This window comes from Variovorax sp. P1_G12 (genome assembly GCF_056405555.1).
This window is the reverse complement of sequence record NZ_JBFUBW010000004.1, coordinates 1-24,766: the sequence shown is the minus strand read 5'-3', so window position 1 is coordinate 24,766 and position 24,766 is coordinate 1. Positions and strand designations below refer to the sequence as shown.

Annotated in this window: 23 protein-coding genes and 1 tRNA gene; 16 read left to right on the top strand and 8 right to left on the bottom strand. The window is 67.1% G+C overall.

The genetic code is table 11. From position 1 onward, the window contains the following. Nucleotides 1-28 precede the first annotated feature (28 nt). Nucleotides 29-637 carry a nucleotidyltransferase family protein gene (locus AC1D2O_RS05715; RefSeq protein WP_478090920.1) on the bottom strand — a complete coding sequence of 203 codons (609 nt, stop codon included), beginning with the start codon at nucleotides 635-637 and terminating at the stop codon, nucleotides 29-31. Then, a complete protein-coding gene (locus tag AC1D2O_RS05710; protein ID WP_478090919.1) occupies nucleotides 610-1,806 on the bottom strand; it encodes an amino acid aminotransferase in 1,197 nt (398 codons plus the stop codon). Before AC1D2O_RS05710 ends, AC1D2O_RS05715 begins: the two co-directional genes overlap by 28 nt. A gap of 106 nt (nucleotides 1,807-1,912) precedes the next feature. Here AC1D2O_RS05710 and uvrB point away from each other — a divergent pair, with 106 nt between their 5' ends. The 13 genes from uvrB to AC1D2O_RS05645 all read left to right on the top strand — a co-directional run bounded on the left by uvrB (nucleotide 1,913) and on the right by AC1D2O_RS05645 (nucleotide 12,830). After that, complete coding sequence (gene uvrB, locus AC1D2O_RS05705; RefSeq protein WP_478156459.1) at nucleotides 1,913-4,015, top strand: excinuclease ABC subunit UvrB; 2,103 nt, start codon at nucleotides 1,913-1,915, stop codon at nucleotides 4,013-4,015. A gap of 255 nt (nucleotides 4,016-4,270) precedes the next feature. Then, nucleotides 4,271-4,807 carry a Fe-S cluster assembly transcriptional regulator IscR gene (gene iscR, locus AC1D2O_RS05700; RefSeq protein WP_158720462.1) on the top strand — a complete coding sequence of 179 codons (537 nt, stop codon included), beginning with the start codon at nucleotides 4,271-4,273 and terminating at the stop codon, nucleotides 4,805-4,807. A gap of 77 nt (nucleotides 4,808-4,884) precedes the next feature. Beyond that, nucleotides 4,885-6,105, top strand: coding sequence for an IscS subfamily cysteine desulfurase (locus AC1D2O_RS05695; protein ID WP_478156457.1), 1,221 nt, complete (start codon nucleotides 4,885-4,887; stop codon nucleotides 6,103-6,105). Between the two features lie 19 nt (nucleotides 6,106-6,124). After that, the gene (gene iscU / locus AC1D2O_RS05690) at nucleotides 6,125-6,538 is read left to right on the top strand and encodes a Fe-S cluster assembly scaffold IscU (RefSeq protein WP_478090821.1); all 414 of its coding nucleotides are present in this window, start codon (nucleotides 6,125-6,127) and stop codon (nucleotides 6,536-6,538) included. A gap of 1 nt (nucleotide 6,539) precedes the next feature. Beyond that, on the top strand, nucleotides 6,540-6,863 hold the full coding sequence (gene iscA / locus AC1D2O_RS05685) for an iron-sulfur cluster assembly protein IscA (protein ID WP_286507593.1): 324 nt from the start codon (nucleotides 6,540-6,542) through the stop codon (nucleotides 6,861-6,863). Between the two features lie 60 nt (nucleotides 6,864-6,923). Next, on the top strand, nucleotides 6,924-7,442 hold the full coding sequence (gene hscB, locus AC1D2O_RS05680; RefSeq protein WP_478090822.1) for a Fe-S protein assembly co-chaperone HscB: 519 nt from the start codon (nucleotides 6,924-6,926) through the stop codon (nucleotides 7,440-7,442). A gap of 42 nt (nucleotides 7,443-7,484) precedes the next feature. Further along, nucleotides 7,485-9,341, top strand: coding sequence for a Fe-S protein assembly chaperone HscA (gene hscA / locus AC1D2O_RS05675; protein WP_478156455.1), 1,857 nt, complete (start codon nucleotides 7,485-7,487; stop codon nucleotides 9,339-9,341). Between the two features lie 3 nt (nucleotides 9,342-9,344). Further along, on the top strand, nucleotides 9,345-9,683 hold the full coding sequence (fdx, locus tag AC1D2O_RS05670) for an ISC system 2Fe-2S type ferredoxin (protein ID WP_478090824.1): 339 nt from the start codon (nucleotides 9,345-9,347) through the stop codon (nucleotides 9,681-9,683). Next, nucleotides 9,683-10,402: a DNA polymerase III subunit epsilon gene (gene dnaQ / locus AC1D2O_RS05665; protein ID WP_478090825.1), complete on the top strand. Its 720-nt coding sequence runs from the start codon at nucleotides 9,683-9,685 to the stop codon at nucleotides 10,400-10,402. Before fdx ends, dnaQ begins: the two co-directional genes overlap by 1 nt. A 67-nt stretch (nucleotides 10,403-10,469) precedes the next feature. After that, nucleotides 10,470-10,544, top strand: a tRNA-Val gene (locus AC1D2O_RS05660). A gap of 55 nt (nucleotides 10,545-10,599) precedes the next feature. Beyond that, nucleotides 10,600-11,697, top strand: coding sequence for an NAD(P)/FAD-dependent oxidoreductase (locus tag AC1D2O_RS05655; protein ID WP_478090826.1), 1,098 nt, complete (start codon nucleotides 10,600-10,602; stop codon nucleotides 11,695-11,697). A gap of 92 nt (nucleotides 11,698-11,789) precedes the next feature. Next, entirely contained in the window at nucleotides 11,790-12,098 is a 309-nt protein-coding gene (locus AC1D2O_RS05650; protein ID WP_478090827.1) for a glycine zipper domain-containing protein, read from the top strand. A 45-nt stretch (nucleotides 12,099-12,143) separates the two neighbouring features. Beyond that, the gene (locus AC1D2O_RS05645) at nucleotides 12,144-12,830 is read left to right on the top strand and encodes a phage holin family protein (RefSeq protein ID WP_478090828.1); all 687 of its coding nucleotides are present in this window, start codon (nucleotides 12,144-12,146) and stop codon (nucleotides 12,828-12,830) included. A 10-nt stretch (nucleotides 12,831-12,840) separates the two neighbouring features. Here AC1D2O_RS05645 and AC1D2O_RS05640 read toward each other — a convergent pair whose 3' ends face one another. Beyond that, nucleotides 12,841-13,908, bottom strand: a complete 1,068-nt coding sequence (locus AC1D2O_RS05640; protein WP_478090829.1) for a quinone-dependent dihydroorotate dehydrogenase — start codon at nucleotides 13,906-13,908, stop codon at nucleotides 12,841-12,843. A 47-nt stretch (nucleotides 13,909-13,955) separates the two neighbouring features. On the opposite strand from AC1D2O_RS05640, the gene rpiA reads away from it, so the two are divergent. Continuing rightward, the gene (rpiA, locus tag AC1D2O_RS05635) at nucleotides 13,956-14,657 is read left to right on the top strand and encodes a ribose-5-phosphate isomerase RpiA (RefSeq protein WP_478090830.1); all 702 of its coding nucleotides are present in this window, start codon (nucleotides 13,956-13,958) and stop codon (nucleotides 14,655-14,657) included. A gap of 72 nt (nucleotides 14,658-14,729) precedes the next feature. Here rpiA and AC1D2O_RS05630 read toward each other — a convergent pair whose 3' ends face one another. The 5 genes from AC1D2O_RS05630 to AC1D2O_RS05610 all read right to left on the bottom strand — a co-directional run bounded on the left by AC1D2O_RS05630 (nucleotide 14,730) and on the right by AC1D2O_RS05610 (nucleotide 21,581). Next, a complete protein-coding gene (locus AC1D2O_RS05630; protein WP_478156454.1) occupies nucleotides 14,730-15,359 on the bottom strand; it encodes a glutaredoxin family protein in 630 nt (209 codons plus the stop codon). Between the two features lie 34 nt (nucleotides 15,360-15,393). Beyond that, nucleotides 15,394-17,442 (bottom strand): M3 family metallopeptidase, encoded by a 2,049-nt coding sequence (locus tag AC1D2O_RS05625; protein ID WP_478092152.1) that lies wholly within the window; start codon nucleotides 17,440-17,442, stop codon nucleotides 15,394-15,396. 34 nt (nucleotides 17,443-17,476) lie between these two features. Then, nucleotides 17,477-18,337, bottom strand: coding sequence for a bifunctional methylenetetrahydrofolate dehydrogenase/methenyltetrahydrofolate cyclohydrolase FolD (gene folD, locus AC1D2O_RS05620; protein ID WP_478092151.1), 861 nt, complete (start codon nucleotides 18,335-18,337; stop codon nucleotides 17,477-17,479). 77 nt (nucleotides 18,338-18,414) lie between these two features. Then, entirely contained in the window at nucleotides 18,415-19,047 is a 633-nt protein-coding gene (locus tag AC1D2O_RS05615) for a response regulator transcription factor (RefSeq protein WP_478092149.1), read from the bottom strand. Then, nucleotides 19,044-21,581 (bottom strand): PAS domain-containing sensor histidine kinase, encoded by a 2,538-nt coding sequence (locus AC1D2O_RS05610; RefSeq protein ID WP_478156452.1) that lies wholly within the window; start codon nucleotides 21,579-21,581, stop codon nucleotides 19,044-19,046. Before AC1D2O_RS05610 ends, AC1D2O_RS05615 begins: the two co-directional genes overlap by 4 nt. Nucleotides 21,582-21,787: 206 nt before the next feature. Here AC1D2O_RS05610 and aceE point away from each other — a divergent pair, with 206 nt between their 5' ends. Further along, nucleotides 21,788-24,502: a pyruvate dehydrogenase (acetyl-transferring), homodimeric type gene (gene aceE, locus AC1D2O_RS05605; protein WP_478156450.1), complete on the top strand. Its 2,715-nt coding sequence runs from the start codon at nucleotides 21,788-21,790 to the stop codon at nucleotides 24,500-24,502. A 39-nt stretch (nucleotides 24,503-24,541) separates the two neighbouring features. Further along, the coding region (locus AC1D2O_RS05600; protein ID WP_478156448.1) for a biotin/lipoyl-containing protein at nucleotides 24,542-24,766 on the top strand (225 nt) is incomplete at its 3' end.

Sequence of the window (24,766 nt, the reverse complement as noted above, 5' to 3'; positions counted from 1 at the left end):
CGTCGTGATATTCGTCCCATTGCCGCGTTCAGGGCTGCGGCGAGGTGGCGTCCAGGACCGTGAGCCAGGGCCATCGCGACCGGTAATCCGCTGCCTTGGCGGCATAGAGGCGCGGCTGATGGCAGCGAGAATTGGGCCGAAGGACCCCTGCGTAGAGCCCCTGAAGGCCGAAGGGCGCGTAAAGCAGCGGGCCGCCCGCCTGCGGCTGCAGCCCGACGCAGGTGCAATCCACCAGGAATCGGTCGATGCCGTCGCGCGAGCACAGCGAAGGCGCATAGCTGGCGCCGAAATAGTCCGCATACCAGGTGTGGACTCTGGCCTGGTTCTTGGTCTCGATGGTGACCGGCAGCCCCGAGAAGTGCCGCCGCACCCGTTCGTCGACACGCTGCTCCGCTTCGGCCGACAGGTCGGCGGCGTCGAAGTAGAACAGGTCGTAGTCGCGGATGCCGGCCTCCGGGGGGCGTCCGCAGCGCAGGTTCCAGACGCTCTGGAACAGGCAGCCGGCCACCAGCCAGGCATCGGGCAGGGCCAGCGCGGGCAGGCCCTCGAGGATCGCCCGGTTGTTCGGGTTGCGCAGCGCGTCCCCGACGAAGCGATCCTGCAGGTCCGTCAGAGGACCTTGGCGATGCTCTGGCAAACGTAGTCGATGTTCTTGCTGTTGAGCGCCGCCACGCACATGCGGCCGGTGTCGGTGCCGTAGACGCCGAACTCTTCGCGCAGGCGCACCATCTGGTCCTTGGTCAGGCCCGAGTAGCTGAACATGCCGATCTGCGAGGTGATGAAGCCCATGTCCTGCTTCACGCCGGCGGCCTTGAGGCCGTCGACCAGCTTCTGGCGCATGGCCTTGATGCGCACCCGCATCTCGGCCAGCTCCGCTTCCCAGACAGCGCGCCGTGCCGGGTCGTTGAGCACCGCCGCCACCACCGCGCCGCCGTGGATCGGCGGGTTGCTGTAGTTGGTGCGGATCGCGATCTTGAGCTGCGACAGCACGCGCGCCGCTTCTTCCTTGCTCTCGCACAGCACCGAGAGGGCGCCCACGCGCTCGCCGTAGAGGCTGAAGCTCTTGGAGAACGAGGTCGAGACGAAGAACGTGAGGCCGGCCTCGACGAACTTGCCGATCACGGCGCCGTCTTCCTGGATGCCGTGGCCGAAGCCCTGGTAGGCCATGTCGAGGAAGGGGGTCAGCTGGTTTGCCTTGACCGCCGCAATGACCTGGTCCCACTGGGCCGGCGTGATGTCGTAGCCGGTCGGGTTGTGGCAGCAGGCGTGCAGCACGACGATGGTGCCCGCGGGGGCCGCCTTCAGGGCCGCCAGCATGCCTTCGAAGTCGATCCCGCGCTTGGCGGCGTCGTAGTAGGGGTAGCTCTGGACCTCGAAGCCGGCATTGGTGAACAGCGCCCGGTGGTTTTCCCAGCTCGGGTCGCTGATCAGCACCTTGGCTTGCGGGCTGAGCTTCTTGAGGAAGTCGGCGCCGACCTTCAGGCCGCCGGTGCCGCCGATCGCCTGGATGGTGGCGACGCGACCGGATGTCACCGGTTCGCTGTCGGCGCCGAAGACCAGGCCCTTGACCGCGTTGTCATAGGCGGCGATGCCGTCGATCGGCAGGTAGCCGCGGGCGCTGGGCGCCTTCATCATGTCCTCTTCCGCGGCCTGCACGCACGCGAGCAGCGGCAGCTTGCCGTTGTCGTCGTAGTACACGCCCACGCCGAGGTTGACCTTTTTCGGATTGCCGTCGGCCGCATATTGCTCGTTGAGGCCCAGGATCGGGTCGCGAGGCGCCATCTCGACGGCGGTGAACATTGACATGGAAAGTCCTTTGGATGATCGGTTCACGTGAAGCCGGGTCCTGCGTTACGCTGCCCGGTTGGCTTGAATTTTACCGGTCGCGCCATCAACTCCCCGAGTCCACGCCATGCCAGATACCACCGAAGTCATTCCCGAACCGCAACACGCCGATCCCGTGGGCCCTGCCCGGCAGGGCGAATTCGTCACCTTCCCGGGTTCTCCGTTCGAGCTCTACCAGCCCTATCCCCCGGCCGGCGACCAGCCGGCGGCCATCGCCGGGCTGGTCGAGGGCATCCAGGACGGCGAGGTGTTCCAGACCCTGCTCGGCGTGACCGGCTCGGGCAAGACTTTCACCATGGCCAACGTGATCGCGCGGCTGGGCCGCCCGGCGATCGTGTTCGCGCCCAACAAGACCCTGGCGGCCCAGCTCTACAGCGAATTCCGCGAGTTTTTCCCGAAAAACGCGGTCGAGTACTTCGTCAGCTACTACGACTACTACCAGCCCGAGGCCTACGTGCCGCAGCGCGACCTGTTCATCGAGAAGGACAGCTCGATCAACGAGCACATCGAGCAGATGCGGCTGTCGGCCACCAAGAGCGTGCTGGAGCGGCGCGACACCGTGATCGTGGCCACCGTGAGCGCCATCTACGGCATCGGCACGCCCGAGGATTACACGCAGATGCGCTTCATCATGCGGGTGGGCGACAAGATCGGCCAGCGCGACGTCATCGGCCGGCTGATCCGCATGCAGTACACGCGCAACGAGCAGGATTTCTCGCGCGGCACCTTCCGGGTGCGCGGCGACACCATCGACGTCTTCCCGGCCGAGCACAGCGAGCTGGCGATCCGCATCGAGCTGTTCGACGACGAGATCGAGTCGCTGCAGCTGTTCGACCCGCTGACCGGGCGGATCCGCCAGAAGATCCCGCGCTTCACCGTCTACCCGTCGAGCCACTACGTGACGCCGCGCGACAAGGTCCTGAGCGCGGTCGAGACCATCAAGCTCGAACTCGACGAGCGGCTCAAGCACTTCGTCTCCGAGGGCAAGCTGGTGGAGGCGCAGCGGATCGAGCAGCGCACCCGCTTCGATCTCGAGATGCTGGCCGAGATCGGCCACTGCAAGGGCATCGAGAACTACACGCGCCACCTGTCGGGCGCGGCGCCGGGCGAGCCGCCGGCCACGCTGACCGACTACCTGCCGAAGGACGCGCTGATGTTCCTCGACGAGAGCCACCAGATGATCGGCCAGCTCAACGGCATGTACAGCGGCGACCGGGCGCGCAAGACCACGTTGGTCGAGTACGGCTTCCGGCTGCCTTCGGCGCTGGACAACCGGCCGCTCAAGTTCGAGGAGTTCGAGAAGCGCATGCGCCAGTGCATCTTCGTCTCGGCGACGCCCGCGCAGTACGAGAAAGACAATGCCGGCAACGTGGTCGAGCAGCTGGTGCGCCCGACCGGCCTGATCGACCCCGAGGTCGAGGTTCGCCCCGCCACCCACCAGGTCGACGACGTGCTGCAGGAGATCCGCCTGCGGGTCGACAAGAACGAGCGGGTGCTGATCACCACGCTGACCAAGCGGATGGCCGAGCAGCTCACCGACTACCTGGGCGACAACGGCGTCAAGGTGCGCTACCTGCACAGCGACGTCGACACGGTCGAGCGGGTCGAGATCCTGCGCGACCTGCGGCTCGGCACCTTCGACGTGCTGGTCGGCATCAACCTGCTGCGCGAGGGCCTGGACATCCCCGAGGTGTCGCTGGTCGCGATCCTCGATGCCGACAAGGAAGGCTTCCTGCGCGCCGAACGCTCGCTGATCCAGACCATCGGGCGGGCGGCACGCAACTTGAACGGCAAGGCGATCCTCTATGCCGACCGCATGACCGACTCGATGAAGAAGGCCATCGGCGAAACCCAGCGGCGGCGCGAGCGCCAGATTGCCCACAACCTGGCTCACGGCATCACGCCGCGCAGCATCGTGAAGCAGGTGCGCGACCTGATCGACGGCGTCTACAGCGAAAAATCGGGCAAGGAGGCGGCCAAGCGCGAACTGGAACGCGCCAAGGTCGAGGACATGTCCGAAAAGGACATCGCGCGCGAGATCAAGCGGCTCGAAAAGCTCATGCTGGAGCACGCCCGAAATCTCGAATTCGAGAAGGCCGCCCGTGTCCGCGACCAATTGGCGGAGCTCCGGGAACAGGCCTTCGGCGGCCCCGGCCACGACAACCTTTGAGTTTGCGTCCCGGCCGGGGCTACACGCAGTGAGCCAACCTGGGGGCGAGCCATGCCCCCGGGTTTACCCCAGCGGGCCGCAGGGGCTTCTGCTATACTTGACCGAAACACTCAAGAACAAAAGAACTTCGCGATGAAGGGCCGACTCCAACCTAAAGGTTCACCTATGGAGCAGGAGGCGGGCAGGGCGGAGACGACGTCACCGCGGCCTCCAGGCCTGGTGTCATTTCAACGGTAAGCACTCAAGGAGCTTGCGATGCGTCTCACTACCAAAGGCCGCTTTGCGGTCACGGCCATGATCGACCTGGCACTGCGCCAGAACACCGGTCCGGTCACGCTGGCTGCGATCAGCCAGCGGCAGCAGATCTCGCTGTCCTACCTCGAACAGCTGTTCGGCAAGCTGCGCCGCCACGAACTGGTCGAGTCGACCCGCGGCCCCGGCGGCGGCTACTCGCTCGGCCGCAAGGCGGCCGACATCACGGTGGCCGACATCATCGTCTCGGTCGACGAGCCGATCGATGCCACCCAGTGCGGTGGCAAGGAAAACTGCCTCGGCGAAGCGGGCCGCTGCATGACGCACGAACTGTGGGCCTCGCTCAATCAGCGCATGGTCGAGTTCCTCGATTCCGTCACGCTGCAGAAGCTGGTCGACGACCAGATCGCCAAGGGCGTGCAGATCGAGAACAAGCCGGCCGTCAAGCGCGCGATCTCGGCGCAGCCGGTGGTCAAGCCGATCCGCGTCAACGCGCCGAACTCCGTGTTCGCACTGGGCAACGCCTTCGCCAAATCCTGATCCGGCGGCGCCTTCGGGCGCCGATCCAGCCGCCTCGACCCCTCAAAAGATCAACCCCACGCCAGCCTGAGCCAGCCATGGACGTCACTCCTCATTTCCCGATCTATCTCGACTACGGCGCCACCACGCCGGTGGATCCTCGCGTCGTCGAAGCGATGATTCCCTGGTTGCGCGAGCATTTCGGCAACCCGGCGTCGCGCAGCCACGCCTGGGGCTGGGAAGCCGAAGAAGCGGTCGAGAAGTCGCGTGCCGACGTCGCCGACCTGATCGGCGCCGACCCCCGCGAGATCGTCTGGACCTCCGGCGCCACCGAGTCGAACAACCTCGCGATCAAGGGGGCCGCGCATTTCTACAAGGGCAAGGGCAAGCACCTGATCACGGTGAAGACCGAGCACAAGGCGGTGCTCGACACCATGCGCGAACTCGAACGCCAGGGTTTCGAGGTGACGTACCTGGATGTCCAGGAAGACGGTCTGCTCGACCTCGAGGCCTTCAAGGCGGCCATCCGCCCCGACACCATCCTCGCGAGCGTGATGTTCGTGAACAACGAGATCGGCGTCGTCCAGGACATGGTGGCGCTCGGCAACATCTGCCGCGAAAAGGGCGTGATCTTCCACGTCGATGCGGCACAGGCCACCGGCAAGGTCGAGATCGACGTCAAGACGCTGCCGATCGACCTCATGAGCCTGGCTTCGCACAAGACCTACGGCCCCAAGGGCATTGGTGCGCTGTACGTGCGCCGCAAGCCGCGCGTGCGGCTCGAGGCCCAGATGCACGGCGGCGGCCACGAGCGCGGCATGCGCTCGGGCACCTTGCCGACGCACCAGATCGTGGGCATGGGCGAGGCTTTCCGCCTTGCCAGGCTCGAGATGAAGGAAGACATCGCCAAGGCGAGCGCGCTGCAGAAGCGCCTGCTCGACGGCCTGAAGGATGTCGATCAGGTCTTCATCAACGGCCATCTCGAACACCGCGTGCCGCACAACCTGAACATGAGCTTCAACTACGTCGAAGGCGAGTCGCTGATCATGGGCATCAAGGGCCTGGCGGTGTCCAGCGGTTCGGCCTGCACCTCGGCCAGCCTCGAGCCGAGCTATGTGCTGCGCGCGCTCGGGCGCAGCGACGAACTGGCCCACAGCAGCCTGCGCATGACGATCGGCCGCTTCACGACCGAAGAGGAAATCGACTACGCGATCTCGACCATCAAGCACAACGTCGCCAAGCTCCGTGAACTGAGCCCGCTGTGGGAGATGTTCCAGGACGGCATCGACATCAGCACGATCCAGTGGTCGGCTCACTGAATATTCAAAGAGGTACCCCATGGCTTACTCATCCAAGGTCATCGACCACTACGAAAATCCCCGCAACGTCGGCTCGTTCGAGAAGGGCGACGATTCGGTAGGCACCGGCATGGTCGGCGCACCGGCCTGCGGCGACGTCATGAAGCTGCAGATCAAGGTCAACCCCGAAACCGGCGTGATCGAAGACGCGCGTTTCAAGACCTACGGTTGCGGCTCTGCGATCGCCTCGTCCTCGCTCGTGACCGAATGGGTCAAGGGCAAGACGCTCGACGAAGCGGCTGCGCTCAAGAACGCGCAGATCGCCGAAGAACTGGCGCTGCCGCCGGTCAAGATCCACTGCTCGATCCTGGCCGAAGATGCGATCAAGGCGGCCGTCAGCGACTACAAGGCCAAACACGGCGTAGCCGCCAAGGCCCCCGAAGCCGTCCACTGACATGGCTGTGACCCTGACCGAATCGGCTGCGCGCCACGTCTCCCGCTACCTCGGCAAACGAGGCAAGGGCGTGGGCGTGCGGCTGGGCGTCAAGACCACCGGCTGCTCGGGCTTGGCCTACAAGCTCGAGTACGTGGACGAGTTCGCGCCCGAGGACGTGGTGTTCGAGGACCATGGCATCAAGGTGCTGGTCGACCCGAAGAGCCTGGCCTACATCGACGGCACGCAGCTCGACTTCGTGCGCGAAGGCCTCAACGAGGGCTTCAAGTTCAACAATCCGAACGAACGCGACCGCTGCGGCTGCGGCGAAAGCTTCCGCATTTGATCCCGACCGGCCTCGTGCCCGAGCCGCCACCATGTCATGTGCTGGCGGCTTTTTATCGCCATGAACCTGAACGACACTGATTTCGAGCTGTTCGCCGTGCCGGCGCGCTTCGCGCAGGACCGGGCCGCGCTCGATGCGCGCTGGAAGGAACTGCAGCGCGAAGCCCATCCCGACCGTTTCGCGGCCCAGGGCGCCGCGGCCCAGCGCATTGCGATGCAGTGGTCGGTGCGCATCAACGAGGCCTACCAGCGGCTCAAGAATCCGATCAAGCGCGCGACCTACCTGTGCGAGCTCCACGGCGCGCGCCTGAACGCCGAAACCAACACCGCGATGCCGCCCGAGTTCCTGATGAACCAGATGGAGTGGCGCGAGGAGCTCGACGAGGCCGGCGACGCCGCCGCGCTCGACAAGCTGCGCAGCGAAGTCGAGGCCGGCCGCGCGCGCGCGCTGTCCTCGCTCGACTGGCTGATCGACGAAAAGGGCGACTACGCCGAAGCGGTGCGGCAGGTGAGAGCCCTCATGTTCATAGAGCGTTTTGCCGAGGACATCGAGGCCCGGGCCGATCAGTGGGGACAATAGCGGCATGAATCATTCCTCCGTCCATCACCTCGAGGAGGCCTGATGGCATTGCTCCAGATTTCAGAACCGGGCCAGGCGCCCGATCCGCATCAGCGCCGCATCGCCGTCGGCATCGACCTCGGCACCACGCATTCGCTCGTGGCGGCGGTACGCAACGGCGTCGCCGAATGCCTGCCTGACGCCGAAGGCCGCGTGCTGCTGCCCTCGGCGGTGCGCTACCTCGACGCCGATCGCCGGCAGATCGGCTTCGAAGCGGTGGCGGCGCGGGCCGCCGATCCTTCCAATGTCATCACTTCGGTCAAGCGGCTGATGGGCCGCGGCCTGTCGGACATCGCCAACCGCGACGCGATGGCCTATCGCCTCACGGGCGAGGGCGGCATGGTCAAGGTGCGGACAGCGGCCGGCGAGAAGTCCCCGATCGAAGTCAGCGCCGAGATCCTCGCGACCTTGCGCTATCGGGCCGAGGACACCTTCGACGACGAACTCCACGGCGTCGTGATCACGGTGCCGGCGTACTTCGACGAGGGCCAGCGGCAGGCCACCAAGGACGCGGCCCAGCTCGCGGGGCTGAATGTGCTGAGGCTGATCAGCGAGCCGACCGCGGCTGCGATCGCCTACGGTCTGGACAATGCGAGCGAAGGTGTCTACGCGGTCTACGACCTCGGCGGCGGCACCTTCGACATTTCCATCCTGCGGCTCACGCAAGGCGTCTTCGAGGTCATTGCGACGGGCGGCGACTCCGCGCTGGGCGGCGACGACTACGACCATGCGCTGGCCGACTTCGTGCTGTCGCAAAGCGGGCTCGCGGCGCGCAGCGATGCCGACCGGGCCGCCCTGCTGGTGGCAGCCCGGGCCGCCAAGGAGGCTCTGACCGACGCCCAGGCGACCCTCTTCAGCGCCAGCCTGTCGGGCGAGGAAGTCCGCGTCGACATACGGCGCGAGCAGTTCGAAGCCGCCACGGCGAGCCTGACCGCGCGCACCATCGCGGCCGTGCGCCGCGCGTTGCGCGATGCGCGGCTGCCGCAGGGCGAGCTGAAAGGCATCGTGCTGGTCGGCGGCGCCACGCGCATGCCCCAGATCCGCCGGGCGGTGGCCGAGTGCTTCGGCCGCGAGCCGCTGACCAATCTCGATCCCGACCAGGTCGTCGCCCTCGGCGCGGCGATCCAGGCCAACCAGCTGGCCGGCAACGGCGGCGCCGACGACCTGCTGCTGCTCGACGTGATTCCGCTGTCGCTGGGCATCGAGACGATGGGCGGCCTGGTCGAGCGGATCGTGCCGCGCAACCAGACCATCCCGACCGCGATGGCGCAGGACTTCACGACCTACAAGGACGGCCAGACCGCGCTGGCGCTGCACGTGGTGCAGGGCGAGCGCGACCTGGTCGCCGACTGCCGCAGCCTGGCGCGCTTCGAGCTGCGCGGCATCCCGCCGATGGCCGCGGGCGCGGCGCGCATCCGCGTGACCTTCACAGTCGATGCCGACGGCCTGCTCAGCGTCACGGCGAAGGAGCAGGGCAGCGGCGTCGAGGCGAGCGTCGCGGTCAAGCCATCCTATGGTCTTTCCGACGACCAGATCGCCACCATGCTGCGGGACAGCTTTGCGACTGCGCAGCAGGACATGCAGGCGCGCGCGCTGGTCGAAGCCCGCGTCGATGCCGACCGCATGCTGCTGGCGACGCAAAGCGCGCTCGATGCCGACGGCGCGCTGCTGTCGGACGCGGAGCGCGCCGTGATCGAGGCGCTGATGGCGGCGCTGCGCGACGCGCGCGCCGCCGAGGATGCCGCGGTGGTCGAAGCTGCCACCAAGGCGCTGGCCGACGGCACCGAAGCCTTTGCCGCCGAGCGCATGAATGCGGGCATCGCGCGCGCGCTCGCCGGCCGACAGATCGAATCTCTCTAGAACATGCCCACGATCAAGATCCTTCCCCATCCCGAATACTGCCCGCAAGGCGCCGAGATATCCGCGCCGGCCGGCACCTCGATCTGCGAGGCCCTGCTCGAGAACCACATCAACATCGAGCATGCGTGCGAGATGAGCTGCGCCTGCACCACCTGCCACGTCGTCGTGCGCAAGGGCATCGATTCTCTCAATGAAGCGCAGGAGAGCGAGGAAGACCTGCTGGACCGCGCCTGGGGCCTGGAGCCGCAGTCGCGCCTGAGCTGCCAGGCAATCCTCGCGCAGGACGACCTGACGATCGAGATTCCGAAATACTCGATCAACCACGCCAAAGAGAACCACTGATGAGCCGACTGATCGTCCTGGACACAGAAACCACAGGCCTGTCGGCGGACAACGGCGACCGCATCATCGAACTCGGATGCGTGGAGCTGTTCAACCGCAAGCTCACGGGCAACGACCTGCATATCTATTTCAACCCCGAGCGCGAGAGCCACGAGGACGCGCTCAAGGTGCACGGGTTGACCACCGACTTCCTGCGCGACAAGCCGAAGTTCGCGATGCTGGCCGGCGATATCGTCGAGTACCTGCGCGATGCCGAGCTGATCATCCACAACGCGGCCTTCGACGTCGGCTTTCTCAACCGGGAGTTCGAGCTCGCTGGCCTGCCGCCGCTGCGCAGTTTCGTCGGGGAAGTGACCGACACGCTGGCGATGGCGAAGGCGGTGTACCCGGGCAAGCGCAACTCGCTCGATGCGCTGTGCGACCGCTTCGGCATCGATCGCTCGAACCGCACCTTCCACGGCGCCAAACTCGACGCGCAGCTGTTGGCCGACGTGTACATCAACCTCACGCGCGGCCAGGATGCGCTGCTGATCGACGTCGCGTCGAACGAGCCCGTGCACGGCGCCGTGGTCGCGGTCGACCTGAGCACCTTCGAGCTGCCGGTGCTGGTCGCGACCGAGCACGAGCTGGCCGAACACGAGGAAGTTCTGTTGCAACTGGACAAGTCCAGCAGCGGCCGCACGCTCTTTCGGCAGATGAGCGAAAAAGCTGTGGCATAATCGCAGGCTTCGCACTACACAGCGCGAATGAATCCAGATGGCGCACGGCATCAGCTTCGTGCGCCGGGGGCGGTTAGCTCAGGGGTAGAGCACAGCATTCACACTGCTGGGGTCGGAGGTTCGAAACCTCCACCGCCCACCATCAATTCTCTTCGTTGCCACGCCGGGCTCGGCGCCATCCCGCTTAAGCTTGCGGGATGGACGAATTCGATTGCGCCGTCATCGGCGCCGGTGTGGTGGGGCTGGCCGTGGCCCGGGCCCTTGCGTTGCAAGGCCGTGAGGTCATCGTGCTGGAGTCCGAAGGGGCGATCGGCACCGGCACCAGTTCGCGCAACAGCGAAGTCATCCACGCAGGCATCTACTATCGCCAAGGCTCCCTGAAGGCGCAGCTGTGCGTCGACGGCAAAGAGCGGCTCTACGCCTACGCCGGCGAGCGCGGCCTGCCGCACCGGCGCTGCGGCAAACTGATCGTCGCCACCAGCGAGGCCCAGCTCGGGCAGCTCGAGGCGATTGCCGCCAAGGCCCGCGCCAATGGCGTGGACGACCTGGCGCTGCTCACGCGCGAGCAGGCGCGTGCCATGGAGCCACAGCTCGAATGCCTGGCCGCCCTGCATTCGCCGAGCACCGGCATCGTGGACAGCCACTCGCTGATGCTGAGCCTGCAGGGGGATCTGGAGCACGCCGGCGGCCTGGTGGCGCTGAAATCCGAGGTCGTCGGTGCCGAGTGCCGGGGCAGCGACATCGTGCTGAAGTCGCGCGACGGCACCGCCCTGCGCTGCAACACCGTCGTGAATGCAGCCGGCCTCGTTGCGCCGCGGCTCGCGCGGCAGTTCGAGGGTCTGCCGTCCGATTCGGTGCCGACGGCCTATTTTGCGAAAGGCAGCTACTTCACGCTGGCCGGCCGTGCCCCCTTCCAACGACTGATCTACCCGGTGCCCGAGGCCGCGGGCCTGGGCGTGCACCTCACGCTTGATCTGGGCGGCCAGGCCAAGTTCGGTCCGGACGTGCAGTGGGTGGCGTCGCCCGATGATCTGGTCGTGGACGCGGCGCGCGGCGAGGGCTTCTACGCCGAGGTGCGCAAGTACTGGCCGGCGCTGCCGGACGCTGCGCTGGTCCCTGGCTATGCAGGCATCCGCCCCAAGATTTCGGGACCCGGCGAAGCTCCCGCCGACTTCCTGATCCAGGGCCCCGAGGTGCACGGCGTGCGGGGACTGGTCAACCTGTTCGGGATCGAGTCGCCGGGGCTGACCAGCAGCCTGGCGATCGCCCATCACGTGTCCGTGCTGCTTTCGTAGGCCGGCGCGGGCATGTACCATGGAACGGCACGCCGTTTGTCGGCGTGGTGTCGCCGGCGCGGTGCCGGCCTGCCTGAGGAGGACTTTTTTCGATGACTGCATCCACCAACCTCGAAGCCGCGGCCAACGCCGTGGCTGAAGACATCGCGAGCGACGTGCGCAACGTGCTCGCCAGCAAGGATCTGGACGCCGTGCCGCACATCAAGGCGCTTCGCCAGCGCGTCGACAGCAAGTTGGCGATTGCGCGCGAGATCGCCGCCGAGAAGAGTCGGATCGCCGCCAAGAAGGCTCGTGAAGCCGCCACCTCGGCCAACGCTTATGCGCATGACGAGCCGTGGCAGATCGCCGGCGCTGCATTGGCCGTGGGCGTGCTGGTGGGTCTGCTGCTTGGCCGCCGCTGAGCGCGGCCTGCGCGGCGCGCGGAAGGCGGGCGCCGAGGCTGCGCCATGAGCCTGGCGTCCCTGTTCGGCCTGAAATCCCGTCTGCGGCGCCTGCGCATCCTCGCCGGTGAAGGTGCACTGGCCGCCGAGGATCGTGCACAGCTCCTGAGACTGGCCTGGGAAGAAGAGAAGAAGCGCCTGCGGCTGGTCATGGGTCTGGGGATCGCTGTCATCGGGCTGACCACCGTTGCCATCGCGCTGCTGTCGGTCGCGATCGTGGTTCACTTCTGGGACACGCCGCATCGGAATACGGCGGCCTGGGTCTTGGCGCTGGTCTGGGTCGGGCTCTGGGTGGCTGCCGTGCTGGCGCTCCTGGGGACGCTGCGCGAGTCGTCGGCCTTCGCGCCGGCGCGTGAGATCTTCGAGCGCGATCTCGAATGGGTCCACGACCGCTTCGGCCCTCATGACGACGAAGAAGAGGCTCCGCCCGTATCCGTGGCGCTGGACCGCGATCAGCTGCTGGCCCGCATCGAGCGCCAGCGTCAGCGGATCGCGACACTCCAGGCGGCTTCGAGCGGCGCCGGCGAGGCACCGGTCCCGAACGAGACCGCCACCGCCGCGGCGTTGCGCATTGCGCGCGAGCATCCGGTCGCCACCGGCGTGGCGACCGCCGCGGTCATCGCCGTGCTGGGTCCGCGCCGGCTGGTGCGCTGGGCGTCGGTGGTGGCTCCCGTGCTCTGGCGCATGCGGTGAGCGCGCTGGCTCAGGCCTTGCGCTCGCGCAGCGCCTGGGCCGCCTGGCGCACCAATGCCGGTCCGCGATAGATGAGGCCGGTGTAGATCTGCACCAGGTTGGCCCCGGCCTCGATTTTCTCCACGGCGTCGGCCGCGCTGAGCACCCCGCCGGCGCCGATGATCGGGAACTTCGGTCCGAGTGCGGCGCGCAGCTGGCCGATCACGCGGTTGCTGGCCTCCCGCACCGGCGCGCCCGAAAGCCCCCCCGATTCCTCCGCATGGGGCAGGCCCGCCACGGCATCGCGCGCCAGGGTGGTGTTGGTCGCGACGACGCCGTCCATGCCATGGCGCAGCAGCGTCGCCGCGATCACCTTGACCTGGGCCTCGTCGAGATCGGGTGCGATCTTCACGAACAGCGGGACCCGCTTGTTCTGGCGCGCGGCCAGCGCCTCGCGTTTGTCCGCCACGGCGCCCAGCAGCGCGTCGAGCGCTTCATCGCTTTGCAGCGAGCGCAGGTTGGCGGTGTTCGGGCTCGAGATGTTGACCACGACGTAGTCGGCGTGCGAATAGACGCCGTCCAGGCAGATCAGGTAGTCGTCCACCGCGCGCTCGATCGGCGTGGCCGCGTTCTTGCCGATATTGAGGCCCAGCAGCATGGGTGGCTTCGAGGTGTCGCGCCGGAAGCGCGCGCGCTGGACGTTGGCGATGAAGGCCGCCAGGCCTTCGTTGTTGAAGCCGAGCCGGTTGATCAGCGCGTCGCGTTGCGGCAGGCGGAAGATGCGCGGTCTCGGATTGCCCGGCTGCGGCTGGGGCGTGACCGTTCCGACCTCGACGAAGCCGAAACCCATGGCGGCGAAGGCGTCAATGCAGCGGGCGTTCTTGTCGAGGCCCGCGGCGAGGCCGATGCGGTTCGGGAACGAGAGCCCGGCGAGCGTGACCCGGTCGGCCACGCGAGGCGCCGCATAGGCGCAGACCAGTGGCGTGTTCTGGGTCCTTGCTAGTGCGTCGAGGGTCAGTTCATGGGCCCGTTCGGGGTCGACGCCGAACAGGAAGGGGCGGGCAAGCCCGTAAAGAGAGGAGGGCAACGGCAGGAGCATCGGATAATTCTCGGCTTCAGACTTCAATCAGCCCAGGATTCTCCCCGATGACCTCCACCGCACCTGTTCCCGCCCCGACCCAGGACGAACTCAAGGCCCAGGTGGGCCGCGCCGCGCTGGACTACGTGGTCAAGGGCGAGATCGTCGGGGTGGGCACCGGCTCGACGGTCAACAAGTTCATTGATGCGCTGGCAAGCCTCAAGGACCAGATCCGCGGCGCCGTGTCGAGCTCGGTGGCCTCGACCGAGCGCCTGCGGGCGCTGGGCATCCCGGTCTTTGACAGCAACGAGGTCGAGGAACTGGCGGTCTATATCGACGGCGCCGACGAGATCGACGGCCGCGGTTACATGATCAAGGGCGGCGGCGCGGCGCTCACGCGCGAGAAGATCGTCGCCGCGCAGTCCAAGCGTTTCGTCTGCATCGCCGATGCCTCCAAGCTCGTGAACACGCTCGGCGCGTTTCCCTTGCCGGTGGAGGTGGTCCCGATGGCGGCACGGCGGGTGATTCGGCAGTTCGCACGCCTCGGCGGCCTGGCGCAGGTGCGCGAGAAGGACGGCGTGCCGCTGGTCACCGACAACGGCCAGCACATCATCGACGTGACCGGCCTGCGAATCACGGATCCGCTCGATTTCGAGAGCGAAGTGAACCAGTGGGCGGGCGTTGTCACCGTGGGCGTGTTCGCGCGCCAGCGCGCCAATGTGTGCCTGCTGGGCACCGCATCGGGCGTGCGGACGCTGCGCTTCGACTGAAAGCTCCCACGCTCGCTGCGTGGGGTCGCTGCCCACCGGGGCGGCCCGACGCGGCCTGACCGGGCCTGCGGCCTAGAACTTGATGCCGGCGGGGTTGCTCGGGCTCGGCCCGCTGGCTGGCGGCGGGGCCTCGGCAGGCGCCGGTGCAGCAGCGGCCGGCGGCGCGGGTTCGGCCGCGGGCTGCAGGGCCACCAGCGGCCGGGCCGGCGCGTTGCGGTAGCTCGCCGGCAATTGCGAGCTCTTGGGGTAGCCCGCGGCGTCGAGGTATTGCGACCACTCCGAATCCGCAAAGCCCTTGAGCTGCTGCGAGCCGATGGTCAGCAGCGGCAGCGAGGCCTGGCCGCTCAGACGCTGCAGCGCTTCGACGTCCTCGTTGGATTTGACGGTCCGTTCGTCGAAGGGCACGCCGCGGGTGACCAGCAGCGAGCGGCCGGCGCCGCAGGGACTGCAGGCCTCGCTGGTGTAGAGCGTCACCGGATAGCGCTGCGCGACCTGCCGCAGTTCGTAGGGCAGGCCGGTGCCGGCGCCGGCGCCCGAGTTGCCGCCGACCCGGGCCGGAGCCGCCGGAGCGTTGGCACTCGGCGGCTGGTCGGAAAAGGTGACCTTGCCGTTCTTGTCGACGTTGCGATAGACCGACTGCGCCAGTGTGGCGCCGGCGACCAGCAGCAGGGTGAGGCCCGCGAGGGCGGCGTTGAGCTTCATCGATGATTCCCGAAATCGGATGGAGCGAAGTATCTCAGGCTGGTTGCGCCTCGGCCATTCCCTGGTGTCGAAGCAAGGCGTCCAGTTGCGGTTCGCGGCCTCGGAAGGCCTTGAAAGATTCCATCGCGCTGCGGCTGCCGCCGGCCTCGAGGATGGCCTCGCGGTACTTGCGGCCGGTCTCGATGCTCGGCTCCCCGTTGGCGCCGGCGGTCTCCTCGAAAGCCGCGTAGGCGTCCGCGCTGAGCACCTCGGCCCACTTGTAGCTGTAGTAGCCGGCCGCATAGCCGCCCGAGAAGATGTGGCTGAAGGTGTTCGGCGTGCGGCTGAAGGCCGGGGAGGGCATCACCGCGACCTCCTCGCGCACCTTGGCCAGCAGCGCCATCACATCGCCCGGCTGGGCGCTGGCGGCGTCGTAGCCGGTGTGCAGCAGCATGTCGAAGAGCGAGAACTCGATCTGGCGCAGGGTCTGCAGGCCGCTCTGGAAGTTCTTCGCGGCCGTCATCTTGTCGAACAGGGCGCGCGGCAGCGGCGCGCCGGTGTCGACTTGAGAGGTCATGTGCGCGAGCACGTCCCATTCCCAGCAGAAGTTCTCCATGAACTGGCTCGGCAGCTCGACCGCATCCCACTCGACGCCGCTGATGCCCGAGACGTCGCGCTCGTTGATCCGGGTCAGCATGTGGTGCAGGCCATGGCCGAATTCGTGGAACAGGGTGGTCACGTCGTCGTGCGTCAGCAGCGGCGGCTTGCCGTCGACGCCTTCGGCGAAGTTGCAGACCAATTGCGCCACCGGCGTCTGCAGCGCGCCGGTGTCGGGGCGAAGCCAGCGCGCGCGCACGTCGTCCATCCAGGCGCCGCCGCGCTTGGCGGCACGGGCGGACGGGTCAAGGTAGAACTGGCCGACCTTCTGGCCGGCGCGCTCGATGCGATAGAACTCCACGCTCGGGTGCCAGACCGGCGCCGTGTCGCGCCGGATCGAGACCTCGAACAGGGTTTCGACGATCTTGAACAGGCCGGCCATCACCTTCGGCGCGGGGAAGTACTGCTTGACCTCCTGCTCGCTGAAGGCGTAACGCGCTTCCTTGAGCTTTTCGCCGATGTAGCTCCAGTCCCAGGGCTGCGGATCGGCGAGGCCCAGGTGCTGCGCCGCGAAGCTGCGCAGGTCGGCCAGGTCGCGCTCGCCGTAGGGCCTGGCCTTGGCGGCGAGATCGCGCAGGAACTTGATCACCTGGTCGGCCGATTCGGCCATCTTCGGCACGATCGAGAGCTCGCCGAAATTGGGGTAGCCGAGAAGCTTGGCCTCCTCCTGGCGCAGCGCCAGGATCTCGCGGATCAGCGCGGTGTTGTCGAAGGCGGGGTCGCCGAATTCGCTGGCGCGCGTGACGTAGGCGCGATAGAGCCGCTCGCGCAGCGCACTGCTCTTCGCGAACTGCATGACCGGCAGGTAGCAGGGCATCTTGAGCGTGAGCTTGTAGCCGTCCTTGCCCTCGGCTTCGGCGGCCGAGCTGGCGGCGCTGATGACGTCCTCCGGCAGGCCGTCGAGATCTGCGAGCTCCGCATACCAGGCGAAGGCGTCGGTGGCGTCGAGCGCGTTCTCGCTGAACTTCTGGCTCAGCTCGGCCTGGCGCTCCTGGATCTCCGCGAAACGAGCCTTGGCCGCACCCTGCAGTTCGGCGCCGCCGAGCACGAAGTTGCGGATCGCATAGCGGTGCGCCTGGCGCTGTTCGGGGTTGAGCGTCGCCGGGACGATCGCCTTGTACTTGGCGTAGAGCCGCTCGTCCGAACCCAGGCGGGTCCAGAAGGCGGTGACACGCGGCATCGCGTCGTTATAGGCGGCGCGCAGCTCGGGCGTGTCGGCGACCGCATTGAGATGGCCGACCGCGCCCCAGGCGCGGCTGAAGCGCTCCGAGGCCACGTCCAGGACCTTCGCGATCGCGGTCCAGTCGGCCGGGAATCCGGGCGCGGTCACTTCCTGCAGCGCCGACTCGGCGTCGGCGAGCAGGGTGTCGACCGCCGGGGCGACATGCTCCGGCCGGATCTGGTCGAACAGCGGGAGGTCGTTGAAGTCGAGGAGCGGATTGGTCATGGTCTTGTTCAGATGGCGGACGGACGGCGCGAGTTCAAGTGGCGCTGGCGGCCGCGCGTTCGGCGGCCTCGAGGGTGTTGACCAGCAGCATCGTGATGGTCATCGGGCCGACGCCGCCGGGCACCGGCGTGATCCAGCCCGCGACCTCGCGCACGCCGGCGAAGTCGACGTCCCCGCAGAGCTTGCCTTCGTCGTTGCGGTTCATGCCGACGTCGATCACGACCGCGCCCGGCTTGACCATGTCGGCCGTGAGCACATTGCGCTTGCCCACGGCCGCGACCACCACGTCGGCCTGGCGCGTGATGGCGCCCAGGTCGGCGGTCGCACTGTGGCAGATGGTGACCGTGGCGCTCCTGGCCAGCAGCATCAGCGCCATCGGCTTGCCGACGATGTTGCTGCGGCCGATGACCACCGCGTGCTTGCCGCGCAGCTCGAAGCCGATCGACTCGAGCATCTTCATGCAGCCGTAGGGCGTGCAGGGCCAGAAGCCGGGCGAGCCGGTCATCAGGGCGCCGGCGCTGGCGACGTGGAAGCCATCGACATCCTTGGACGGTGCGATCGCCTCGATCACCTTCTGCGCGTCGATGTGCGCGGGCAGCGGGAGCTGCACCAGGATGCCGTGGATCGACGGGTCGTTGTTGAGCGCGTCGACCCGGGCCAGCAGGTCGGCCTCGCTCAGGTCGGCCGGGTACTTCTCGAGCACCGAGTGCAGGCCGCTGTCCTCGCAGGCCTTGACCTTGTTGCGCACGTAGACCTGGCTGGCGGGGTTTTCGCCGACCAGCACCACCGCCAGGCCGGGGACCACGCCGCGGGCCTTGAGCGCGGCGGCGCGGGCCGCGACCTCGGTGCGGAGCGTCTTGGAGAGGGCGTTGCCGTCGATCAGTTGAGCTGTCATCGTTTTTTCGATCTTCAGAAATGGAAACGCCCGCTTGCGCAGGCGTGAGGTCGGTCGGGAGCGCCGGGGCGGCCGGGCTAGGCCTTGGCCGGCGTCGCCGCCTGTCCGAGGGCGATTTTCAGCAGGTCGGCCACGGTGTTGGCGTTGAGCTTTTCCATGATGTTGGCGCGGTGCGCCTCCACCGTCTTGATGCTGATGCCGAGGTCGTCGGCGATCTGCTTGTTGAGGCGGCCGGCGACGATGCGCTCGAGCACCTGGGCCTCGCGGCCGGTGAGCTTGGACAGCAGGGCGTCGCGGCTGGCCGACTGCTGGTGCTGCGCGAAGGCGCCGCGCGCGTGTTCGAGCATGCGCTCGACCAGCGTCACCAGCGCCTCGTCGTTGAAAGGCTTCTGGATGAAATCCATCGCGCCCTTCTTCATGCTGTCGACCGCCATCGGCACGTCGCCGTGGCCGGTGATGACCACGATCGGCAGCGGAGAGCGGCGCTCGATCAGCCGGTCCTGGAGCTCGATGCCGGACATGCCGGCCATGCGGATGTCGACGATCAGGCAGGCCACCTCGCGCGGGTCGTAGCGCGACAGGAAGGACTCGGCCGAATCGAAGCAGCGGACTCGGTAGTCCTTGCCCTCGAGCAGCCATTGCAACGAATCGCGGACTGCTTCGTCGTCATCGACGACATAGACCGTGCCCTTCTTCGGAATCAAACTCATGCAGGTACTTTCGCCTCGTTGCTTGCTACGGAATCGATAGCGTCCAACACCGGTAACCAGAAGGAAAAACGGCATCCGACCACATCCGGCCCATTGTAGATGTTCTCCGCCTGCATCCGGCCGCGGTGCGACTCGACGATGGTGCGGCACAAATTGAGGCCGATCCCCATGCCCTCGGGCTTGGTGGAGAAGAAGGCCTCGTAGAGCCGTTCCATCACTTCGGGGGCCAGGCCCATGCCGGTGTCCTGGACCGAGAATTCGACCGCGGGCTGGCCGTCGATTGTCTTGGGCAGCACCCGCAGCTCGACGCTGCGGCGCGCCAGCGGCCGGTTGGCCAGGTCGATCGACTCGGCCGCGTTCTTCAGCAGGTTGACCATCACCTGCTCGATCAGGATCGGGTCGACCCGCAGGATCGGCAGCCGCGCGGCCACATAGTGGTTCAGGCGCACGTTGCGCCGGCGCAACTCGATGCCGGCCAGTTCGACCGCCTCGCTGACCATGGTCGAGACCTCGGCCGGCGTCCGGTTGGGCTCGCTGCGCTTCACGAAGGAGCGGATGCGCTGGATGATCTGGCCGGCGCGCTGGGCCTGCTTCGAGGTCTTCTCGAGTGCCGCGAGCAGGGCGTCCGAATCGATCTGCTGGCCCTTGATGCGCGACACCATGCCGTTGCAGTAGTTGGTGATCGCGGTCAGCGGCTGGTTGAGCTCGTGCGCGACGCTGGAGGCCATCTCGCCCATGGTGATCAGCCGACTGGCTGCGTGGGCCCGGTCGGCCTGGGCCGCTGCCAGGTCTTCGGCGTCGCGCCGCGGCGTGATGTCGGTGGCGATCACCAGCTGGGCCAGCCGGCCGTCGACCCAGGTCAGGTAGCGCGAGCGCACCTCGAGCCACTTGCCGAGCTCGGGCACGAAGATCTCGTTGTTGGCCGGCTGGGCGGTGGTGAGCTGGTCGATCGGCAGTCCGGCGAAGGAGTCGACGTCGTCCAGTTCTTCATCGCGCGCCTGCGTGGCCGGCACGCCGGCCTGCGCCACCATGCCGAGGTGGCCGACCGTGTTGGAGCCGAACCAGAGCCGGTAGAGCTTGTTGGCGAACAGCAGCTCCTCGCTGCCCAGCGGGGCCACCGAGACCGAGGCGTCCAGCGCTTCCAGCACGGTGGTGAAGCGCTCGTAGGAGGCCGACAGCTGCTCGCGGATCCGGGTCGGCTCGGTGATGTCGGTCATCGAGGTCATCCAGCCGGTCTGGTGGCCGCGGGCGTCGATCAGCGGCGAGACATAGAGCCGGGCGTTGAAGACGCTGCCGTTGCGGCGCTTCACCCGGACCTGGAAGCCGCCGGGCAGGGCGCGCCCGTGCAGCTCTTCCTCGAGCCGCTCGTTCATGACCTCGCGGTCGGATTCGAGCCAGTAGGGGAAGGGCGGGGTCTGGCCGACCAGCTCGTTCTCGCTCCAGCCGGTCATGGCGCAGAAGGCCGCGTTGACATAGGTGATGCGGCCTTCGAGGTCGAGCACGCGCATGCCGGTCAGCATGGAGTTCTCCATCGCGCGCCGGAAGTTGGTCTCGGCGACCAGCGCCTGCTGCGCCTGCAGCCGCCTGCGCGTGTGGCGCCAGGTGCCGATCAGCATCCAGCTGGTGAGCACGCTGAGCGCGCCGACCAGCCAGAAGAGGCCGTTGCCGACCACGCCCTGCGAGGTGCGGTAGGCCTGTGCCCGCAGCACCAGCGCGTTGCCCACGGGAGAGACCGGGACTTCGTACTCGTTGGTGCGCGCCGTCCAGGGCAGCAGCCGCGTACCGGCGCCGCGCGGATTGGCGACCGTGTTGCCGGCGATCAGGCCGCCCTTGGCGTCGAGCAGCGAGACCGCGTAGCGCGCCGAGACCTCGGACGGCATGCCGTAGCGCAGCAGTCCATCGATCGAGAACTCTCCGAGCAGCATCCCGGCGAACAGGCCCTGGTCGAACAACGGGATGTAGAGCCCCAGCATCGGCGGCGGCTCGCCGCCGGCCAGCGGCTGCGAGAAGACCGGCTGGCGCAGCTCGCGCGCCAGCGCGTAGTTGCTCTCGATGTCGCCCGGTCGCAGCACCTCGCCGATCGCATGCTGGAGCGCCGGATGGACGCTCGGCGCGGCGTAATTGGCCTTGAAGCGGCGGCGATCGTCGATCCAGCTGACCGACTGCAACTCCGGGAACTGGCTCACCAGCGACTCCGCGCGGCTGGTGAACTCGGCGGGGTCGATCTCGCGGTTGGAGGCGTCGCGCGCGAGCCGCATCAGCTGCTCCTGGCGCTCCAGCAGCCGCAGGCGCACGCGTTGCTGGGCGTACTCCACGTCGCGCTTCACCGACTCCTGGACCCGTTCCACTTCCTCGGCGCGCAAGTACCAGAACGCCGACACGATGGCGGCGAGGAACAGCAGCACGGCGGCCAGCGGCGCGAGCATCGCAACGGCGTCCTGCAGCACCGGCGTCTGGCGGCGCCACCAGCGGCGCCACCACGACAGCGGCGATGCGGCGCTGCGGGCGACCGCGATCGGAGAAGAAAGGGGCATCGGCCAAGTTTAGGTGAAGCCCCCTGCCGACGAACGGCGGCAGGCGAGTGTCAGGGACCGACGTGCGGCCACCTTCGATAGAGAGATTTCATAATAAGAAATCGCTAAGCACGATTTGAAATCCAAAGAATTCTGTGAGAAACTGCCGCGCGCTGCCGGATACGGCACTAAATTACAGCCACACCCCCCTCACAAAGGAGACAAGCATGTCGGCAAATCCCGAGAACCTGTTCGGCTCGGCCGCGAACGACCTGGACGCGCAGGAGACGCGTGAATGGATGGACGCCCTGTCGGCCGTCATCGAGAGCGAGGGGCCCGAACGCGCGCACTTCCTGCTTGAGCAACTGCTCGAGCATGCGCGCCAGAACAGCATCGACAAACCGTTCTCGGCCAATACGGCCTATGTGAACACCATCGAGACCGTCCAGGAGGAGCGCTCGCCGGGCAACGCCGAAATCGAGGAGCGCCTGCGCTCCTACATGCGTTGGAATGCGATGGCGATGGTCGTCAAGGCCAACCGCCACCACCCGCCCGAAGGCGGCGACCTCGGCGGCCACATCGGCTCCTTTGCCTCGCTGGCCAGCATGTTCGGCGCCGGCTTCAACCACTTCTGGCATGCCGAGAGCGAGAACCACGGCGGCGACTGCCTCTATATCCAGGGCCATGTGTCGCCCGGCATCTATGCCCGCGCCTACCTCGAGGGCCGCCTGACCGAAGAGCAGCTGCTCAACTTCCGCCAGGAAGTCGACGGCAAGGGCCTGTCGAGCTACCCGCATCCGAAGCTGATGCCCGAGTTCTGGCAGTTCCCGACCGTCTCGATGGGCCTGGGCCCGCTGATGGCGATCTACCAGGCCCGTTTCCTCAAGTACCTGCACGCCCGCGGCATCGCCAACACCGAGAACCGCAAGGTCTGGGTGTTCTGCGGCGACGGCGAAATGGACGAGGTCGAGTCGCTCGGGGCGATCAGCCTGGCGGCGCGCGAGAACCTCGACAACCTGGTGTTCGTGATCAACTGCAACCTGCAGCGCCTGGACGGCCCGGTGCGCGGCAACGGCAAGATCATCCAGGAGCTCGAGGGCGAATTCCGCGGCTCGGGCTGGAACGTGATCAAACTGATCTGGGGCAGCAACTGGGATCCGCTGCTGGCGCGCGACAAGGACGGTGCGCTGCGCAAGATCATGATGGAGACCAACGACGGCGACTACCAGTCGTTCAAGGCCAACGACGGCGCCTATGTGCGCAAGCACTTCTTCGGCCGCGATCCGCGCACGCTCGAGATGGTCGCCAAGATGAGCGACGACGAGATCTGGAACCTGCGCCGCGGCGGCCACGATTCGCAGAAGGTCTATGCCGCCTTCGACGCCGCCGTCAAGCACCAGGGTCAGCCGACCGTGCTGCTGGTCAAGACGGTCAAGGGCTTCGGCATGGGCAAGATCGGCGAAGGCAAGAACACGGTCCACCAGACCAAGAAGCTCGGCGACGAGGACATCAAGGCCTTCCGCGATCGCTTCAACATCCCGATCCCGGACAGCCAGATCGCCGATCTGCCGTTCTACAAGCCGGCCGACGACACGCCCGAGATGAAGTACCTGCACGAGCGCCGCAAGGCGCTGGGCGGCTACCTGCCGCACCGCCGTGTGAAGGCCGACGAGAGCTTCACGGTGCCGTCGCTCGAGACCTTCAAGGCGGTGCTGGAGCCGACCGCCGAGGGGCGCGAGATCTCGACCACGCAGGCCTATGTGCGCTTCCTGACGCAGCTGCTGCGCGACCAGGCGCTGGGTCCGCGCGTGGTGCCGATCCTGGTCGACGAGGCCCGCACCTTCGGCATGGAAGGCCTGTTCCGCCAGATCGGCATCTACAACCCCGCGGGGCAGCAGTACACGCCGGTCGACAAGGACCAGGTCATGTACTACCGCGAGGACAAGGCCGGCCAGATCCTGCAGGAAGGCATCAACGAGGCCGGCGGCATGTCGAGCTGGATCGCGGCCGCCACCTCGTACAGCACCAACAACCGGATCATGGTGCCGTTCTATGTCTACTACTCGATGTTCGGCTTCCAGCGCATCGGCGACCTGGCCTGGGCGGCGGGCGACATGCAGGCGCGCGGCTTCCTGCTCGGCGGCACCTCGGGCCGCACCACGCTGAACGGCGAAGGCCTGCAGCACGAGGACGGCCACAGCCACATCCTGGCCAACACGATCCCGAACTGCGTGAGCTACGACCCGACCTTCTCGCACGAGGTCGGCGTGATCCTGCACCATGGCCTCAAGCGCATGGTCGAGAAGCAGGACAACGTCTACTACTACATCACGCTGCTCAACGAGAACTACCCGATGCCCGGCCTGCAGCCCGGCACCGAGGAACAGATCATCAAGGGCATGTACCTGGCCAAGCAGGGGCCGGCGCTCAAGGCCAAGGCACCGACAGTGCAGTTGCTGGGCAGCGGCACCATCCTGCGCGAGAGCTTCGCGGCCCAGGAACTGCTCGAGAAGGACTGGGGCGTGAGCGCCGCGGTCTGGAGCTGCCCGAGCTTCAACGAGCTGACGCGCGACGGCCAGGAGGCCGATCGCTGGAACCTGCTGCATCCGACCGAAACCGCGCGCATCTCGTTCGTTGCGCAGCAGTTGTCGGCCAGCGCCGGCCCGGTCGTGGCGTCGACCGACTACATGAAGGCCTATGCCGAGCAGATCCGCCCGTTCATCCCGAAGGGCCGCAACTACAAGGTGCTCGGCACCGACGGCTTCGGCCGCAGCGACTTCCGCAACAAGCTGCGCGAGCACTTCGAGGTCAACCGCCACTTCATCGTGGTGGCGGCGCTGAAGGCGCTGGCCGAGGACGGCACCGTGCCGGCCCAGAAGGTGGCAGACGCAATCAAGAAGTACGGCATCAACGCCGAGAAGATCAACCCGCTCTACGCATAACACCAATCAACGGCGCCCGAAGGGCGGGAGACACACGATATGGCAACAGTGGAAATCAAGGTGCCGGACATCGGCGACTTCGACGAGGTCGCGGTGATCGAGGTGCTGGTGAAGGTCGGCGACACGGTGAAGGCCGAGCAGTCGCTGATCACGGTGGAGTCGGACAAGGCCTCGATGGAGATCCCGTCGAGCCAGGCCGGCGTCGTGAAGGAGCTCAAGGTCGAGGTCGGCAGCAAGGTCAAGGAAGGCTCGGTGGTGCTGGTG

Excerpts from the sequence above, each read along its gene's own strand:
- AC1D2O_RS05710 (WP_478090919.1), bottom strand. The coding sequence starts at position 1,806 with ATGTCAATGTTCACCGCCGTCGAGATGGCGCCTCGCGACCCGATCCTG.
- uvrB (WP_478156459.1), top strand. The coding sequence starts at position 1,913 with ATGCCAGATACCACCGAAGTCATTCCCGAACCGCAACACGCCGATCCC.
- iscR (WP_158720462.1), top strand. The coding sequence starts at position 4,271 with ATGCGTCTCACTACCAAAGGCCGCTTTGCGGTCACGGCCATGATCGAC.
- AC1D2O_RS05695 (WP_478156457.1), top strand. The coding sequence starts at position 4,885 with ATGGACGTCACTCCTCATTTCCCGATCTATCTCGACTACGGCGCCACC.
- iscU (WP_478090821.1), top strand. The coding sequence starts at position 6,125 with ATGGCTTACTCATCCAAGGTCATCGACCACTACGAAAATCCCCGCAAC.
- iscA (WP_286507593.1), top strand. The coding sequence starts at position 6,540 with ATGGCTGTGACCCTGACCGAATCGGCTGCGCGCCACGTCTCCCGCTAC.
- hscB (WP_478090822.1), top strand. The coding sequence starts at position 6,924 with ATGAACCTGAACGACACTGATTTCGAGCTGTTCGCCGTGCCGGCGCGC.
- hscA (WP_478156455.1), top strand. The coding sequence starts at position 7,485 with ATGGCATTGCTCCAGATTTCAGAACCGGGCCAGGCGCCCGATCCGCAT.
- fdx (WP_478090824.1), top strand. The coding sequence starts at position 9,345 with ATGCCCACGATCAAGATCCTTCCCCATCCCGAATACTGCCCGCAAGGC.
- dnaQ (WP_478090825.1), top strand. The coding sequence starts at position 9,683 with ATGAGCCGACTGATCGTCCTGGACACAGAAACCACAGGCCTGTCGGCG.
- AC1D2O_RS05655 (WP_478090826.1), top strand. The coding sequence starts at position 10,600 with ATGGACGAATTCGATTGCGCCGTCATCGGCGCCGGTGTGGTGGGGCTG.
- AC1D2O_RS05650 (WP_478090827.1), top strand. The coding sequence starts at position 11,790 with ATGACTGCATCCACCAACCTCGAAGCCGCGGCCAACGCCGTGGCTGAA.
- AC1D2O_RS05645 (WP_478090828.1), top strand. The coding sequence starts at position 12,144 with ATGAGCCTGGCGTCCCTGTTCGGCCTGAAATCCCGTCTGCGGCGCCTG.
- AC1D2O_RS05640 (WP_478090829.1), bottom strand. The coding sequence starts at position 13,908 with ATGCTCCTGCCGTTGCCCTCCTCTCTTTACGGGCTTGCCCGCCCCTTC.
- rpiA (WP_478090830.1), top strand. The coding sequence starts at position 13,956 with ATGACCTCCACCGCACCTGTTCCCGCCCCGACCCAGGACGAACTCAAG.
- AC1D2O_RS05630 (WP_478156454.1), bottom strand. The coding sequence starts at position 15,359 with ATGAAGCTCAACGCCGCCCTCGCGGGCCTCACCCTGCTGCTGGTCGCC.
- AC1D2O_RS05625 (WP_478092152.1), bottom strand. The coding sequence starts at position 17,442 with ATGACCAATCCGCTCCTCGACTTCAACGACCTCCCGCTGTTCGACCAG.
- folD (WP_478092151.1), bottom strand. The coding sequence starts at position 18,337 with ATGACAGCTCAACTGATCGACGGCAACGCCCTCTCCAAGACGCTCCGC.
- AC1D2O_RS05615 (WP_478092149.1), bottom strand. The coding sequence starts at position 19,047 with ATGAGTTTGATTCCGAAGAAGGGCACGGTCTATGTCGTCGATGACGAC.
- AC1D2O_RS05610 (WP_478156452.1), bottom strand. The coding sequence starts at position 21,581 with ATGCCCCTTTCTTCTCCGATCGCGGTCGCCCGCAGCGCCGCATCGCCG.
- aceE (WP_478156450.1), top strand. The coding sequence starts at position 21,788 with ATGTCGGCAAATCCCGAGAACCTGTTCGGCTCGGCCGCGAACGACCTG.